Source organism: Streptomyces sp. NPDC048275, from assembly GCF_040652275.1.
Classification (GTDB): Bacteria; Actinomycetota; Actinomycetes; order Streptomycetales; family Streptomycetaceae; genus Streptomyces.
This window is the reverse complement of the sequence record NZ_JBEZLR010000029.1, coordinates 48,139-62,580: the sequence shown is the minus strand read 5'-3', so window position 1 is coordinate 62,580 and position 14,442 is coordinate 48,139. Positions and strand designations below refer to the sequence as shown.

Sequence of the window (14,442 nt, the reverse complement as noted above, 5' to 3'; positions counted from 1 at the left end):
AATCCCGCACCTCACGCGCAAAGGGCGGTGGCCCGGAGCGGGATCGCTCCGGGCCACCGCCCCTCACAAGGGACCCTCGGTCAGCTCGTCGGCTGCGTCAGGTCGTAGAAGGTGGCCGAACCGACTGTCACCTTCTTGTAGTTGGCCTCGACCCACGAGGTGATCTGGGAGGAGGTGCCGGTGCTGCTGCCGCCGCCCATGCCGCCGCCGCTGCCGCTCGAGATGAAGTAGTGGATCTTGCCGTCCGTCACGTACTTCTTGAACTGGGCCAGCGTCGGGGACGGATCGGTGCCGTTGAAGCCACCGATCGCCATCACCGGCTCGCCGGTGGCGAGTTGGTAGCTCGCGGAGTTCTGGGCGCCGATGGCCGCGGCCGCCCAGGTGTAGTCCCCCGCGTTCTTCTGCAGCAGCTTCTTGGCCTCGGAGGTGACGGTCGCGCCGTTGAGCAGACCGCCCATGCCACCGCCGCCCATACCGCCGCCTTCGCCACCGCCCATGCCGCCGGGCATACCGCCCTGCTGACCCTGCTGACCCTGCTGGCCGTTCTGGGTGGAGCCGTTGCCCTGCTGGTTCTGGCCGCCACCCGGGAAGCCGCCCATGCCGCCGCCCGTCGGGGGCTGACCCATGCCGCCGCCCTGCTGGGTGTTGCCGCCGCCGGGGAAGCCGCCGCGCATGCCACCGCCACCACCGCCGCCGGGACCGCCGCCCATCATGCCGGCGCCGGACGGACCGGCCGTCACGATGGAACCGGTGTGCCCGGTGTTCACGGTGGACAGCGTGTACGCGGTCGGACCCGCGATCGAGGCCACGAAGCTCAACCCGACCGCCGCGAGGGCGAGCTGTCGGCCCAGCCTGGCCGCGAAGATCAGGCCGAGCGCGCCGACCAGACCGCCGACGAGGACCAGCCACTTCAGCCAGGGCAGGTAGTCGGGAGTGCGGTTGAGGAGGACGTATCCCCAGGCCGCGGTCGCGGTGACCGCGCCCGCCAGGGTCAGCGAGGCCCAGATCCTGGACCGCTCCTCCCACAGCACCGTCGCGCCCATGCCGACGACGGCCGCGATGTAGGGGGCCAGGGCCACCGTGTAGTACTGGTGGAAGATGCCGGCCATGTAGCTGAAGACGACCATGGTCATCAGCAGCGCCCCACCCCAAGCGAGGAACGAGCCACGTACCAGGTCGGTGCGCTTGGCCTTGCATGTGAGCACGATGCCCGCGACGAACAGGATCAGCGCGGCCGGCAGCAGCCAGGAGATCTGGCTGCCGATCTCGGAGTTGAACATCCGGTTCCAGCCGGTCTCGCCCCACTGTCCGGTGCCCCCGGCGCCGCCACCGCCGCCGACGCTGCCGGTCTCGTCGCCGTTGATACGGCCGAGCCCGTTGTAGCCGAAGGTCAGTTCAAGGAACGAGTTGTTCTGCGAGCCGCCGATGTACGGGCGCGACGACGCGGGCCACAGTTCCACGATCGCGACCCACCAGCCGCCGGAGACGACCATCGCGACCGCCGACAGCCCCAACTGCGCGAACCGCTTCTTCAGCGCCACCGGTGCGCAGACCGCGTACAGCACGGCGAGCGGCGGCAGGATCAGGAAGGCCTGCAGGGTCTTGGCGAGGAAGGCGAAGCCGACCGCGACACCCGCCCAGACCAGCCACTTCGTCCGGCCGTCCTCCAGCCCTCGGATCACGCAGTAGACCGTGACGGTCATCAGCAGCGCGAGCATCGCGTCCGGGTTGTTGAACCGGAACATCAGCGCGGCGACGGGAGTGAGCGCGAGCACCGCACCCGCGATCAGACCGGCCGCGGGGCTGAACCGGCGGCGCACGGCCGCGTACAGGACGCCGACCGTGGCGACGCCCATCAGCACCTCGGGGACGAGGATCGCCCAGGAGCTGAGGCCGAAGATCCGCACCGCCAGGGCCATCGGCCACAGCGAGGCCGGGGGCTTGTCGACGGTGATGGCGTTGGCCGAGTCGAGCGAGCCGAAGAAGAAGGCCTTCCAGCTCTCGCTGCCGGCCTGGACGGCCGCGGAGTAGAAGGAGTTGGCGTAGCCGGAGGCGCTCAGGTTGTAGAGGTAGAGCACACCGGTGACGACGAGCAGGGCGAGGAAGGCGGGGCGCACCCAGCTCGGGTCCTCGGGCCGGCCGCGCCAGACGCGGCGCGCGAAGGGCTGCTTGGGCTCACCGGACTGCGGGGCCGCGGCGGGCGTGGCGGGCTCTTCCAGGGCTCTCGGCGGTCCCACGGAGGGACTCGCGTCCCCGGAGAGACTCGCGCTCCCCTGATAGCTCGTATCGGACTGAGTGGTCATCGTGCGTCCCTCGGGTCGTGATCGTGCGGGCGCACCGCCTGCAGCTGCATGGTTGCGTCCCCCCAGGTGCGGTTCGCGGCATCACTGGCGCGGAACTCGTCGGTGGCGTGCGTGTGGTGGTACGGAGATTGCGTGGCCCCCGGGCGCTGCGGCAGCGGCGGGTGCGGGTGCGGGTGCGGGTGGCCGTGTACCGCCGTCGTGTACGTGGCCGAGGCCGGGTTGTGGGAGGCCGGGTTGTACGAGGCCACCACCGTGGACGGCGTCTCGTCACGTCGGTCCGGGAAGACCCAGGCCCGGAAGAGCAGGAACCGCAGCACGGTCGCCGCGAGGTTGGCGGCGATGAGCACCGCCAGTTCCGTGGAGTGCGAGGGGTCGTCCGTCGCCGCGCTCAGGGCGGCGAGCGAACCGCTGGTGAGGGCGAGACCGATACCGAAGACGACCAGGCCCTGCGCCTGGTGCCGGACGGCACCGCCCCGGCCACGCACCCCGAAGGTCAGCCGCCGGTTGGCCGCGGTGTTGGCGACCGCCGAGACGAGCAGGGCGAGTGCGTTGGCGATCTGCGAGCCCGAGAACGACCGGAAGGCGCTGTAGAGCACCAGGTAGAAGAGGGTGGACAGGGCGCCCACCACACAGAAACCGACGAGCTGGCGGGCCAGTCCCGTGGGTACGTCGGTCAGGTCGCGGTCGCGCGGGTCGTCCCCGAACGGGCGTGCGAGCCGGTCGAGCGGCAGCGACCCGGTGGCGAGGGCACGGCCGACGCGCCACACGCCCTTCAGGTCGTCGGTCGCGGTCTTCACGATGTGCACCGTCGAGTTCGGGTCGTCGACCCAGTCGACCGGCACCTCGTGGATGCGCAGTCCGGCGCGCTCGGCGAGCACCAGCATCTCGGTGTCGAAGAACCAGCCGGTGTCCTCGATCAGCGGCAGCAGCACCTGGGCGACATCACGGCGGATCGCCTTGAAGCCGCACTGCGCGTCAGAGAAGCGGGCCTGCAGCGAGCCGCGCAGGATCAGGTTGTAGGTGCGGCTGATGAACTCCCGCTTGGCACCGCGCACCACGCGCGAGCTGCGGGCCAGCCGCGAGCCGATCGCGAGGTCCGAGTGGCCCGAGATCAGCGGGGCCACCAGCGGGAGGAGGGCGTTGAGGTCGGTGGACAGGTCCACGTCCATATAGGCGAGGATCGGAGCGTCCGAGGCCGACCACACGGTGCGCAGTGCGCGCCCGCGGCCCTTCTGCTCGAGCCGGAAGGACCTGACTTCCGGTATCTCCGACTCCAGCCGTGCGGCCACCTGCGGAGTGGTGTCCGTGGACGCGTTGTCCGCGACCGTGATGCGGAACGCGTACGGGAAGGTGCGCTTGAGATGCTCGTGCAGTCTCACCACACACGGCTGGAGGTCCTTCTCCTCGTTGTAGACGGGGATCACTACGTCCAGGACAGGCGTACCGGCGGACCCGGCCGGGAGGTGCTCCCGCGCCGGCAGGTTGCCGGGAGAAGAGTCGGTTCGCATGGGAACGACTCTGGTCAGACGCCCTGTTGCACCCATGTGGTGGCGCTGTGCTGTGCCTGTGAGTGCAGTTGCGCCTTTGTTTCCACGAACGGATCCACGAACGTTTCGACGGCGAGCGCGGGCAGATGCAGGGTGAACACAGTCCTGCCGGGCATGCTGTCCACGGTGACGGCACCCCCGTGCGCGGCCGCGACGGCCTGCACGATGGCGAGCCCGAGACCGGTCGAGCCGGAGGAACGGGAGCGCGACGAGTCGCCGCGAGCGAAGCGTTCGAAGACGCGCGGGAGCAGGTCGGGCGGAATACCGGGCCCGTCGTCCTGGACGTCCACACACAGCCACGGCCCGTGCCGGTGCACGCGCGCGGTGACGGTCGTACCCGGTGGGGTGTGTGTTCTCGCGTTCGCGAACAGATTGACCATGACCTGCTGCAGCCGCGCCGCGTCCGCCAGTACGAGCGCGGGCTCGTCCGGCAGCTCCAGCCGCCAGTTGTGCTCGCGCCCGGCCGCCCGCGCGTCACTGACGGCGTCGATGACGAGCGGTACGAGGTCGGTCTGGTCGTACTGGAGCGGGCGCCCCGCGTCGAGCCGCGCGAGCAGCAGCAGGTCCTCCACCAGCCCCGTCATCCGGCTGGCCTCGGACTCGATCCGCCCGAGGGCGTGCCGGGTGTCGGGCCCGGTCTCCTCACGTCCGCGTCGCGTCAGCTCGGCGTATCCACGAATGGAGGCAAGAGGCGTACGCAGCTCATGGCTCGCGTCCGCGACGAACTGCCGTACGCGCATCTCGCTCTGCTGGCGCGCGTGCAGGGCGCTGTGGATGTGGTCCAGCATCCGGTTGAGCGCGGCACCGACCTGACCGACCTCGGTGTGCGGGTCGGCCTCGGACTCGGGGACCCGCTCGTAGAGGGTGACCTCGCCGGTGTGGAGGGGGAGTTCGGAGACACGGGTGGCGGTGGAGGCGACCTTGCGCAGGGGGCGCAGGGCGAGGCTGACCAGGACGCTGCCCGCGATACCGGCGGCGATCAGACCGGCGGCCGTGACACTGATCTCGACGAGGATCAGGGTGTTGATGGTGTTGGTGACGGACTCGGTGGGGATCGCGACGTAGTAGGCGCCCCTGCCGCCTTCCTGGTACTTGACGCGGTACTCGCCGAGGCCGGGGAGCTCCACGCTGTGCTCGCCGGTCCTCGAAACGGAGCCGAGCGCCGCCCGTTGGGCTGCGGTGAGGTCCTGGGCGGTCATGCTGTCGAAGCCGCCGGCGCTGGCGGCCTTCTCCTTCTTGATCTTCGCCTCGGTGATCCCGCCGTTCTCCACGACGGCGGCGATCGTGTTGACCTCGTTCGGTCCCCGGGTGAGGAAGATGAAGGGGTCGCTCGTCGCAGAGCTGTCCTCGCCGTTCCCGACGTCCGGCGGACTGTCGGCCGGGCCCTCGTCGTCCGGCTTCTCGGGCCCGCCGGCCGCCCGCATGGCGGTCTCTTTCAGCGTCGTGTCCAGCTGCTTGAACAGGTGCTGCCCCAGCGCGATGGTCGTCACCGTGCCGATCACGGCGCAGACCACGGCGATCAGGGTGACCGCGGAGACGACCAACCGCGTCCGCAGCGTGCGCGGCTGTCGTCCTCGCCCCTGCTTACGCGTTCGTCGTCGCCCGCTCATGACGCCGCGGGCTTGATCAGGTAACCGGCGCCGCGCCGCGTGTGGATCATCGGCTCACGACCCGCGTCGATCTTGCGGCGCAGGTACGAGATGTAGAGCTCGACGACATTGGCCTGGCCGCCGAAGTCGTACGACCACACGCGGTCGAGTATCTGTGCCTTGCTGAGTACACGCCGGGGATTACGCATGAGGAACCGCAGGAGTTCGAACTCCGTCGCGGTGAGGTGGATGTTCGCCCCGCCCCTGGACACCTCGTGGCTGTCCTCGTCGAGGGTGAGATCACCGACGACCAGCACGGAGTCGGAGCGCCGGTCGGCGGCACCGGAACGGCGGATGAGCCCACGCAGCCGGGCCACGACCTCTTCGAGGCTGAACGGCTTGGTGACGTAGTCGTCGCCGCCGGCCGTCAGACCCGCGATGCGGTCCTCGACGGCGTCCTTGGCCGTGAGGAAGAGGACGGGAACGTCCGGCAGCTCGCGGCGCAGACGCCCCAGGACCGTGAGGCCGTCCATGTCGGGCAGCATCATGTCGAGCACCACGGCGTCGGGCCGGAACTCGCGGGCGGTCTGCACCGCACCGGTCCCGTCACCCGCGCTGCGGATCTGCCAGCCCTCATAGCGAAGGGCCATGGACAGCAGCTCGGTGATCGACAACTCGTCGTCCACCACCAGCACGCGGACGGGGCTCCCGTCCGGCCTCAGCAGTTCGGTGCGCCCCTGGGGCGAGGTCGTGGTCATAGCGGACACCTTGGCGGGGCCCTCTGAGAGCATGCTTTCGGGAACCTGTGATTTTCCTGAGAAACCCACAGGTGCCTCTCAGGGAACTCCTGGGAAGATCACGAGGTTCCCCGGGGGCTCTCACTCAGGAAGCGATCTTGAAGAGGTGTGCGCCGTTCTCGTAGCAGACCGCCCGGAGCCAGTCGTCGCCCAGCCCGAGCCGTTCCAGGGCGCGCAACTGGTGGACGTACGGATACGGGATGTTCGGGAAGTCGGTGCCCAGCAGGATCCGGTCACCGAGGTCGGCGAGCCGGGGGAGCGCCACTCGCGGGAACGGCGCGAACCGCTCGCTGAAGTCCGTGAACGCCATCGTCGTGTCGAGCCGCACTTCCCCGTACCGCTCCGCGAGCCCGAGGAAGTCCTCGTACTCGGGCATTCCCAGGTGCGCGACGATCAGCCGCAGCCGGGGATGCCTGGCCAGGACGCGGGCGACCGGCTCGGGCCCGGTGTGCTTGCCGGGCGCGGGACCGGACCCGCAGTGCATCACGACGGGAATCCCGGCCTCGGCGAGCAGCCCCCAGGCGGAGTCGAGGAGTTGATCAGCCGGGTCGTACGCCCCCACCTGTACGTGTGCCTTGAAGACGCGGGCCCCGCGCTCCACCGCCTCCCCCACATACCCCTCGACGCCCGGTTCGGGAAAGAGCGTGGCGGTGTGCAGACAGTCGGGGGTCCGGCGGGCGAAGTCGACGGCCCAGGAGTTGAGCCACGACGCCATGCCGGCCTTGTGCGGATAGAGCATCGCAGTGAAGGCCCGTACCCCGAACTCCCTTATCACCGCTAGCCGTTCGGCCTCGTCCGCGCGGTAGGTGATGGGCCACTCGACACCGCCGGTCAACGGCCCGAGCCCGTCGAAGTAGTGCCACACCTTGCGCAGGACACGCTCGGGCATGAAGTGGGTATGGACGTCGACGAGACCGGGAAGCCCCAGACGCGTCCAGAACAGGCGCACGTCCTCCCCTTCAGCCGCGTGTACGTCCCTCGCGCGCACAGCCATGTGTGCGTCAGTCTCGTTCACGCTTGAACCCTTGGCTGCGCTCGACCTTGGCGACATGCAGGGTGTAGCGCTCGTACCACTCGGCGCGGCCGCGCTGCTGCGCCGCGCGGTGCTCGACGTTGTCGCGCCACTCCTTGAGCGCGTCCGCGTCCCGGAAGTATCCGACCGTGATGGACAGCCCGCCCGGCGTGTGCGCTTGATCCATGCCGAGGTAGCCGGGGATGTCCTGCACGAGCTCCTCCATACGCTCGGCGGTTTCGCCGTACCCGTTGCCTTCTCCGTCATCGTCGGTCCAGATGGAGGTGAATACGGCAGCGTAGTAAGGGGGTTCGTGGGCCGGGACAGGTTCAATGGGGTGATGGCTCATGTCCGTCACTCTCGGGTCGGCGGCGCCGTGCGGTCCAGCATCTTTCCGAACGGGATCCAAAAGGGATCGAGTTCTTGACCATCCCCCTTTCGCCTGGCGACTGAAACCCCGTCGGCCGCGAGCCGCGAGCCGCCAGCCGTCAGCCGTCAGCCGTCAGCCGTCAGAAGAGTCCGTCCTGCGTGCCGCCCATCCCCGCACCCCCGATCCCCCCACCTCCGAACTCCCTGACCGGCACGGTCACTTCGCGCTGATCCACGGCAGTCAACTCCCACCCGGTCATGAGCCGCGTATCGAGAACGACCACCCCACGCCCGGTCGCCAGATGCAGATCGGGCCCGGCGGCGGCAACCAGCTCACCGCTCACCTCACCACCCCCGACCAGCTCGCTCACGAAGCCGACGGCGGCCGGAAGACCCCGCAGCCCGAACACCCCGAAGTGATCGACGGCCTGGAACGGCGCGCGCTCCAGGGACTCGGGCCAGCCGTCGAGCAGCCCCACGCGAGCGTGCAGCTCCCGAATCTCGGCGACCCGCTCTTCCGCCCCCGGCAACCTCGCCCGCACCGCCCGCTTGTCGGCGTACGGAATCCGGTCCGGCACCTTGAGCGCGGCCCGCAGCAACTCCTCGGCCCGCCGGGCGGCCATCAAGGGCCCCTGCCCCAGCCAGCTGAAGGTGACGGCACCCTGCTCCAACAGCCGCGCGGACCCTCTGTCGACCCCGGTGATCCCGACCTTCACCATCCCGGGCCCGAACCACGCGAGATACACGCGGTACGGTCGCGGATCGTCGGCCATCGTGTCGGCGGCGACGGAGTGCGCCCGGTCCAACCGCGCGCACTCCTCGCACCGGGCCCCCGTGCTCCGCCCCGAGACGCCCGCCCGCACGGGGCACGCGTTACCCCGTGCCCCCACACACGTCCGTACGCCCCCGTCCACCACCCCAAAGGCCACCCGCTTCCCCCAGGACAGCGCACTGCCCCGCGCACCGCTCCAACGCAACACCGGGCCGTCCGCCGACCACCGCAGCCCCGAACATCTCCACGCCTGTGCCATCACTCAAAAGCGTAGAGGCTGCCACTGACAACGGCGGCGGACGACCGGACCCGCCGCCACCACTGCCACTGCCGTCGTCAGACAACGGGCTCCGTCGCCTGCTCACCCCGCACGACGACGTCGGTCACGACCGCGGACCGTCCTCCCCGCCCTGCCAGCCGGCATCCCACGCACCCCGGATGCCCCTGCCGCGCGCCGAGATCCCTGACCCGCCACCCCCACTCCGCGACGGGCCGACGCCCGGGCGGCTTGCCCCACCCCGCGAGATGGAGCACCCAGGTGACCACCACCCCGATCACCACGACCGCCAGCCCGCCCCACACCCCCAGGGCGTCCCCCACGCACAGCCCCACTCCGCTCCACGCCGCCCCCACGCTGACGATCCCGAACCCGGCCCACCCGGCGAGGGTGTGCCCTTCGTCGTGCTGATGTGCGCTCACGTATCTGCCTCCCTGAAAACGAGACGACCGAGACCACCAAGATGAACCAGAGGAACGGAACAGAACAGAAGGCAACGGAAAAGCCCCGCCCCGATAATCGGAACGGGGCTCTTGCCTGTGCGCACTCGGCGCCTGGGTGCGCGGGCGTGCGCACGTCATGCCAGGTCCTTCAGGCCCAGGCGGTGCCCAGAGTCAGCTTCGCGACGCCGGTGATGCCGTCCACGGGTCTGTCGACGGACTCGTCGGTGGTGTCGTAGTCGAACTCTTTGTACGCAGGGCCGCCGAAGTGCGGGCACGCCATGGGCGTCCCTCGGAGTTCCTCTCCGGAGGCGGTCTGCCATCTGATCCACCAGATCACACAGCCGCCGTCCGGGGTCCCCCAACCTCCGCCCGGAAGCAGGTCCTCGACCCAACCGGTCACCCGTGCCTGCCCGTTCTCGATGCAGACTCTGATCTCGCCCTTACCGTAGGTATGCGTCTGACTGTCGGTGACGCATAAGGGCGCCGCAGCCGCGGTCTGTGCGGCTGAGGAGGCGGAGGCGGTCGGTATCGCGAGCAGGCCGGCGGTTCCCAGTACTCCTACGACCGCTGTGGTGCGCATGAAACGGCGCATGGCTATTTCCGTTCCTGTCGATGTGTGATCGGTCTACTCAGTGACTTGATCGGTCTTCAGCACGTCATCGAACGTCTCGCGGACCCCGTGCGCGAGGAACCTACGGTGCGCGGAAGCCGTCGCGACCCGGAAATGGCTCCAGGCCGTCCTGACGCCACTGTCTTCATCTCGCCCGTGCAACTTCGGACAGGCGCGCTTCACGTCCCCGTAGAACGCGCTGCCGTGGCGGCCCCTGTGGCATCCAACCGGCCCACCGCCGTGCGCCACCGTACAGATCGCGTCATACACGGAGTAGATCGAAAACAGGCCTTCCCTGGCCGGTGGACTCCCCGGCTGCTGGGCACTCGGGGCAGGATTCGAACCTGCAACCTTCTGATCCGTAGGATCGGGCAAGACGCCGAGCGGAAGGCTGGCGGCCTCTGATTTCGATCGTCCAGGTCAGCCATGATGCGCGTCCGTGTGCCGTCGTTGCCGTCAGGACTGCCGTCAGGACTGCCAGTCAAATCTGGACTATGGCGCCACCGCCGAGTGTCCGCGCCCGTCCGAGTCCGCGAAGCGTCGTTCAGCTTTTGCAGCAGAATCTGACGCGCACTCGGGAGCGACTTCGTCGCCCGCCACTGAGGGTGACGGCTGCGGGCGTCAGTAACCGGTGCCGCGCTTGATCTGGGCCCGCTCGACCTCGGTGGTCCCACCCTTGTGGTCCAAGGTGGCGCAGGCGTCGGCGATGTCCTGGGTCAGGCGCTCGATCTGCTCGCGGCTCAGGGTCTCCTTGACCAGGGCACGCAGGATCTTCACCCGCTCCGCGTTGGGCGGGAGCGTGTACGCCGGCACCATCCAGCCTCGCTCGGCCGAGAGCTGCCAGGCGATGTCGGACTCGTCGTAGGCGTGCTTGCCTGCGAGGCGGAAGGCGACCAGCGGCAGCTGCTCGAGGTCGCTGCCGATCACTTCGAAGCGGCCGCTGCTACGCAGGTTGTCCGCCAACGCGTGGGCGTTCTTCTGCATCGTCTCCATGACGTAGGTGTAGCCCTCACGACCCAGCCGCACGAAGTTGTAGTACTGGGCGAGCACCATCGACGCGCCGGTCGAGAAGTTCAGCGTGAACGTCGCGTCGGTCTTGCCGAGGTAGTTCTCGTAGAACACGAGGTCCTTGGCCAGGTCGGACTCCTCGCGGAAGACCAGCCAGCCGATGCCGGGGTAGACCAGGCCGTACTTGTGTCCCGATACGTTGATCGAGCGGACCTGCTCGAGCCGGAAGTCCCATTTCGAGTCCGGATAGAGGAAGGGCCACACGAAGCCGCCGCTGGCGCCGTCGACGTGGATGGGGATGTCGAGGTCCCGCTCCTTGCGGACGTCCCGCAGGAGCTTGTCGATCCCGACGACGTCGTCCTTGTGGCCGGTGAACGTGGTGCCTACGACGGCGACGACACCGATCGTGTTCTCGTCGATGTGGGGCTCCACGTCCTCCGGGCCGATCGTGTACTTGTCCTCGGCAAGCGGCACGATCCGCGGCTCGACGTCGAAGTAGCGGCAGAACTTCTCCCACACGACGTGGACGTCGCCGCCGAAGACCAGGTTGGGCCGGTCGACCGAAAGGTTGGCCGCCTGGCGGCGCTCCCGCCACTTCCACTTCAGCGACAGCGCGCCAAGCATGATCGCCTCGGACGAGCCCTGGGTCCGACATCCGGCGGTCTTGCCCGGTGCGTGAAAGAGGTCGGCGAGCATGCGCACGCAGCGCTGCTCGATCTCGGCGGAGATGGGATACTCCGCGTGGTCGATGAAGTTGCGGTGGAGGTTCTCGGCGATGATCCGTTGCGCCTCCGGCTCCATCCAGGTGGTGACGAACGTGGCGAGGTTGCGCTGCGGGTCGCCCTCCATGACGAGGTCCTCATCCAGCAGCCTCATGGTGTCCGTCGCGGTCATGCCCTCCTCGGGGAAGGTCTCCGAGGGAGCGGGCTCGGTCAGGAAGCGGTTTCCGAACAGGGCCGCGACGTCTCTCTTGGTCATGCCGACGATTCAACCGTTTCCCGAGCGGGAGCCATGCTCAGGACCTCGGGTCGGGCTTGGGATTCACGAGAACAGCGCACGGGCCTGTCCACAGACTGCCCGACGCGCCGGAAGCTCAGGGGCCATGATCACTCGCGCCGAAGCAGCTGCAGCCCGAAGCCGCTCCGCCGACCTTCTCTCTTGCACGTCTGTGATCGGACCACACCGCCACGCGTGGGTAAGCCCGTCAGGGGGTGAGGATGCCGATGCCGTCACCGAGCAGTTTCAACCCGAGAACGAAGAACAGGACAGCCATCACGGCGACGTTGTGCTGCGCGGCCCAGTCTTTCCAGTTGCCGAGCGTGGTCTTCGCTCGCTCTCCTCCGAGCATGAAGACTCCCAGTGGGGCCAGCAGGCCGAGCGTGGCGATCAGAACGAAGATTGCCAGCGATGCGATCTGCTGCCCGACCGGCAGTCCGGCTGAACCGATGGAGGCGGCCGCGGCGATGGTCAGCGGGGCGTTCTTGGCGTTGAGCGCGGCCAGGGCCAGTCCGAGTCCGAAGACCTTGACCGGCGTGAGGCGGTCGATCGCACCCATCCACTTCGGCAGCTGGGCTTGCGAGGGATCCTTTGGGCGCCGGTGCCATTGCCGGGCGCCGAAGAGGACGAGGAGCACGCCCAGAGCGAGCTTGAGAACTCCCACCCAGGTGGCCGGTTGATTGTGGGAGGAGGCACCTGCGGGGGAAGCGATTGCCAGCATCACCGCGCCCAGTGCCGAGAGTCCCAGGATCCAGCCGACGGTGAAGAGGGGTCCGTTGAGACGTCCCCGAGGCGTCGCGAGTATGAGGATGATGGCGATGATCGGGAGCGGGCTGATCGCGACAGCGGCCGCAAGACCCAGCACGTCACCGAGAACTGCGCCCATGGTTGCCTCCAGGTGGGGATCAGGGTGGCGATCCAGTTGAGCAACGCTTGGTGGGTGCCCGACGGCCTGCACGGGCAGCCGTGGGACTGTCGTGGACGTACCCAGGGTCTGCAGACGGCCCCTCGCCGTGGGTCGCGGCGTCTCCGGAAGCGGCCGTTCCAAACGGCGAACTCCTCGGCGGTCAGGACCTGTCCGGCACCATTCCCAGACGTTTCAGACTGCTGAGCGCCTCGTCGCTCCAACCCGTTTATGGTGCAGCGGGGACGGCGCCTGGGCGGAGCGACGGGTTGTTGCGCGGTCGGCTGCGCCGCTGTCTTTCACGGACACGCGGAAGCGGCTGCCCGAGAACAGAACGACTACGTACTCGGCACGTCCCCATTTCATCTTCCTGCGCCTTTCCGGATCTGTCCTCGGGAGCCCCTCAGGACGCGGGGGCCTTGGCCTTGGCCTGCTGGACACCCGCATCGCTGCCTTCCTGGGCACCCGAGGCGGCTTTCTTGCTCGGCATCGTGACGGACGAGGCACGTCCCTACGGCCTGTCGGGCACGGACCGTAGCCGGTCAACGGCAGCACGCCTCGCCGGGCGCCGCCGCTCCCCCGCGGCTCCGGCGCCACGTCGATGGAACATGGCATGTTGCAGGGTCGGTCTCACGATGGGGACTCCTCGACAACGGGCGCGGCACTCAGGACGTGCCACGGACGTCGGTTGGTGTTCAGGCCCCTGCCGGGACCGCCCGACGATCAAGCCACACGCACCCTGCGCGGCCGTATAGACACACCGTCATACCGCCCGCGATCCACCGACCAGACGCTGCCCGACCCCGAACTCGGTCCTGTGATCCGTTGTCACCGGCGGACGTTCGCCGGTTCCTCACGGAGTTCAAGGCCTCATGCCTGTGCTGCCTCCGTGGTGCGGACAAGGAGCGTCCGGAGGGCAAGCGGTCCTGCTGCGCGGTGGGCCGCTGCTGCAAGCGTGGTCCGTCGGCCCGAACCGTCCAGTACATCCACGCCGTCCTGCGGTCCGCCCTACAGCAGGCGATGCGCGAGGAACTGATCGCGCGAAACGTCGCGCGGATCGTGGAGACCCCCACCGTCACCCCCAAGGAGGTGCGTCCGCTGGACGCCACGGAAGTCAGGCTGTTGCTCAAGACCGCCAAGTCCCACCGCCTGTACACCCTGTGGTTGTTGCTCGTGTCGACCGGTCTGCGCCGTGGCGAGGCGCTCGGACTCACCTGGGCGGACATCGATCTCGCGGGCGGGCAGCTCAGGGTCCGTCGGAACGTGCAGCGCATTCGGCGTGAGCTGATCTTCGGCACGCCCAAGACCATGCGGTCCGTCCGTACGGTGTCCCTGCCGAAGCACTGCGTGCGGGCGCTCACGCAGCACCGTGAGCGGCAGGAACGGGAGCGCAAGGTGGCGGGCAAGAAGTGGCAGCCCGTGCCGGGGCACCCCGCCGGGCTGTTTTCACCACGGTGACCGGGCGCGTCACGGACCCGCGCAGCCTGAACCAGATGCTCACGATCCTGTGCCGGGACACGAACGTGCGGCGCGTGCGAGTACACGACCTGCGCCACACCCGCGCTTCGCTTCTCCTTGCGCAGGGGGTCGATGCCCGGACAATCATGGAAACGCTCGGGCACAGCACGATCACCATGACGCTCGACACCTACGCGCACGTGATGGGGACGACGCTGCGGGCCGCCGCAAATCGCATGGACGATGCCCTGCGGATCGACGACCCCGACGAAGAATCGGAGGGCGAGACTGCGCCGAATGCCGACGACTGAACACCCTTCCGAGGGCGTTGATGTCACCGGCTGATGTCAAAGGCCC

13 protein-coding genes are annotated in these 14,442 nt (G+C 68.8%); 2 read left to right on the top strand and 11 right to left on the bottom strand.

The window, feature by feature from the left end:
• Positions 1 to 80 precede the first annotated feature (80 nt).
• From AB0D57_RS19290 to AB0D57_RS19240, 11 genes are all read right to left on the bottom strand, one after another.
• Positions 81 to 2,303 (bottom strand): glycosyltransferase family 39 protein, encoded by a 2,223-nt coding sequence (locus AB0D57_RS19290; RefSeq protein WP_362073767.1) that lies wholly within the window; start codon positions 2,301 to 2,303, stop codon positions 81 to 83.
• The gene (locus AB0D57_RS19285) at positions 2,300 to 3,811 is read right to left on the bottom strand and encodes a bifunctional glycosyltransferase family 2/GtrA family protein (protein WP_362073764.1); all 1,512 of its coding nucleotides are present in this window, start codon (positions 3,809 to 3,811) and stop codon (positions 2,300 to 2,302) included. The genes AB0D57_RS19290 and AB0D57_RS19285 overlap by 4 nt, the downstream gene beginning before the upstream one ends.
• Before the next feature lie 14 nt (positions 3,812 to 3,825).
• On the bottom strand, positions 3,826 to 5,460 hold the full coding sequence (locus AB0D57_RS19280) for a HAMP domain-containing sensor histidine kinase (protein ID WP_362073761.1): 1,635 nt from the start codon (positions 5,458 to 5,460) through the stop codon (positions 3,826 to 3,828).
• Positions 5,457 to 6,197, bottom strand: coding sequence for a response regulator transcription factor (locus AB0D57_RS19275; RefSeq protein WP_362073758.1), 741 nt, complete (start codon positions 6,195 to 6,197; stop codon positions 5,457 to 5,459). Before AB0D57_RS19275 ends, AB0D57_RS19280 begins: the two co-directional genes overlap by 4 nt.
• Before the next feature lie 124 nt (positions 6,198 to 6,321).
• Entirely contained in the window at positions 6,322 to 7,230 is a 909-nt protein-coding gene (locus AB0D57_RS19270) for an amidohydrolase family protein (protein WP_362073857.1), read from the bottom strand.
• A 7-nt stretch (positions 7,231 to 7,237) separates the two neighbouring features.
• Entirely contained in the window at positions 7,238 to 7,597 is a 360-nt protein-coding gene (locus tag AB0D57_RS19265) for an antibiotic biosynthesis monooxygenase (protein WP_362073755.1), read from the bottom strand.
• A gap of 160 nt (positions 7,598 to 7,757) precedes the next feature.
• On the bottom strand, positions 7,758 to 8,648 hold the full coding sequence (locus AB0D57_RS19260; RefSeq protein WP_362073752.1) for a DUF2797 domain-containing protein: 891 nt from the start codon (positions 8,646 to 8,648) through the stop codon (positions 7,758 to 7,760).
• 77 nt (positions 8,649 to 8,725) lie between these two features.
• Positions 8,726 to 9,088, bottom strand: a complete 363-nt coding sequence (locus tag AB0D57_RS19255) for an HGxxPAAW family protein (RefSeq protein WP_362073749.1) — start codon at positions 9,086 to 9,088, stop codon at positions 8,726 to 8,728.
• 169 nt (positions 9,089 to 9,257) lie between these two features.
• Positions 9,258 to 9,701, bottom strand: coding sequence for a hypothetical protein (locus AB0D57_RS19250; RefSeq protein WP_362073746.1), 444 nt, complete (start codon positions 9,699 to 9,701; stop codon positions 9,258 to 9,260).
• 639 nt (positions 9,702 to 10,340) lie between these two features.
• The gene (locus AB0D57_RS19245) at positions 10,341 to 11,705 is read right to left on the bottom strand and encodes a glutamate decarboxylase (protein ID WP_362073743.1); all 1,365 of its coding nucleotides are present in this window, start codon (positions 11,703 to 11,705) and stop codon (positions 10,341 to 10,343) included.
• Positions 11,706 to 11,931: 226 nt separating this feature from the next.
• Positions 11,932 to 12,609 (bottom strand): GAP family protein, encoded by a 678-nt coding sequence (locus tag AB0D57_RS19240; RefSeq protein ID WP_362073740.1) that lies wholly within the window; start codon positions 12,607 to 12,609, stop codon positions 11,932 to 11,934.
• An 843-nt stretch (positions 12,610 to 13,452) separates the two neighbouring features.
• On the opposite strand from AB0D57_RS19240, the gene AB0D57_RS19235 reads away from it, so the two are divergent.
• Together AB0D57_RS19235 and AB0D57_RS19230 are read left to right on the top strand one after the other, a co-directional pair.
• The gene (locus AB0D57_RS19235; RefSeq protein ID WP_362073737.1) at positions 13,453 to 14,085 is read left to right on the top strand and encodes a tyrosine-type recombinase/integrase; all 633 of its coding nucleotides are present in this window, start codon (positions 13,453 to 13,455) and stop codon (positions 14,083 to 14,085) included.
• The gene (locus tag AB0D57_RS19230) at positions 14,037 to 14,396 is read left to right on the top strand and encodes a tyrosine-type recombinase/integrase (RefSeq protein ID WP_362073734.1); all 360 of its coding nucleotides are present in this window, start codon (positions 14,037 to 14,039) and stop codon (positions 14,394 to 14,396) included. Before AB0D57_RS19235 ends, AB0D57_RS19230 begins: the two co-directional genes overlap by 49 nt.
• Positions 14,397 to 14,442: the final 46 nt, after the last annotated feature.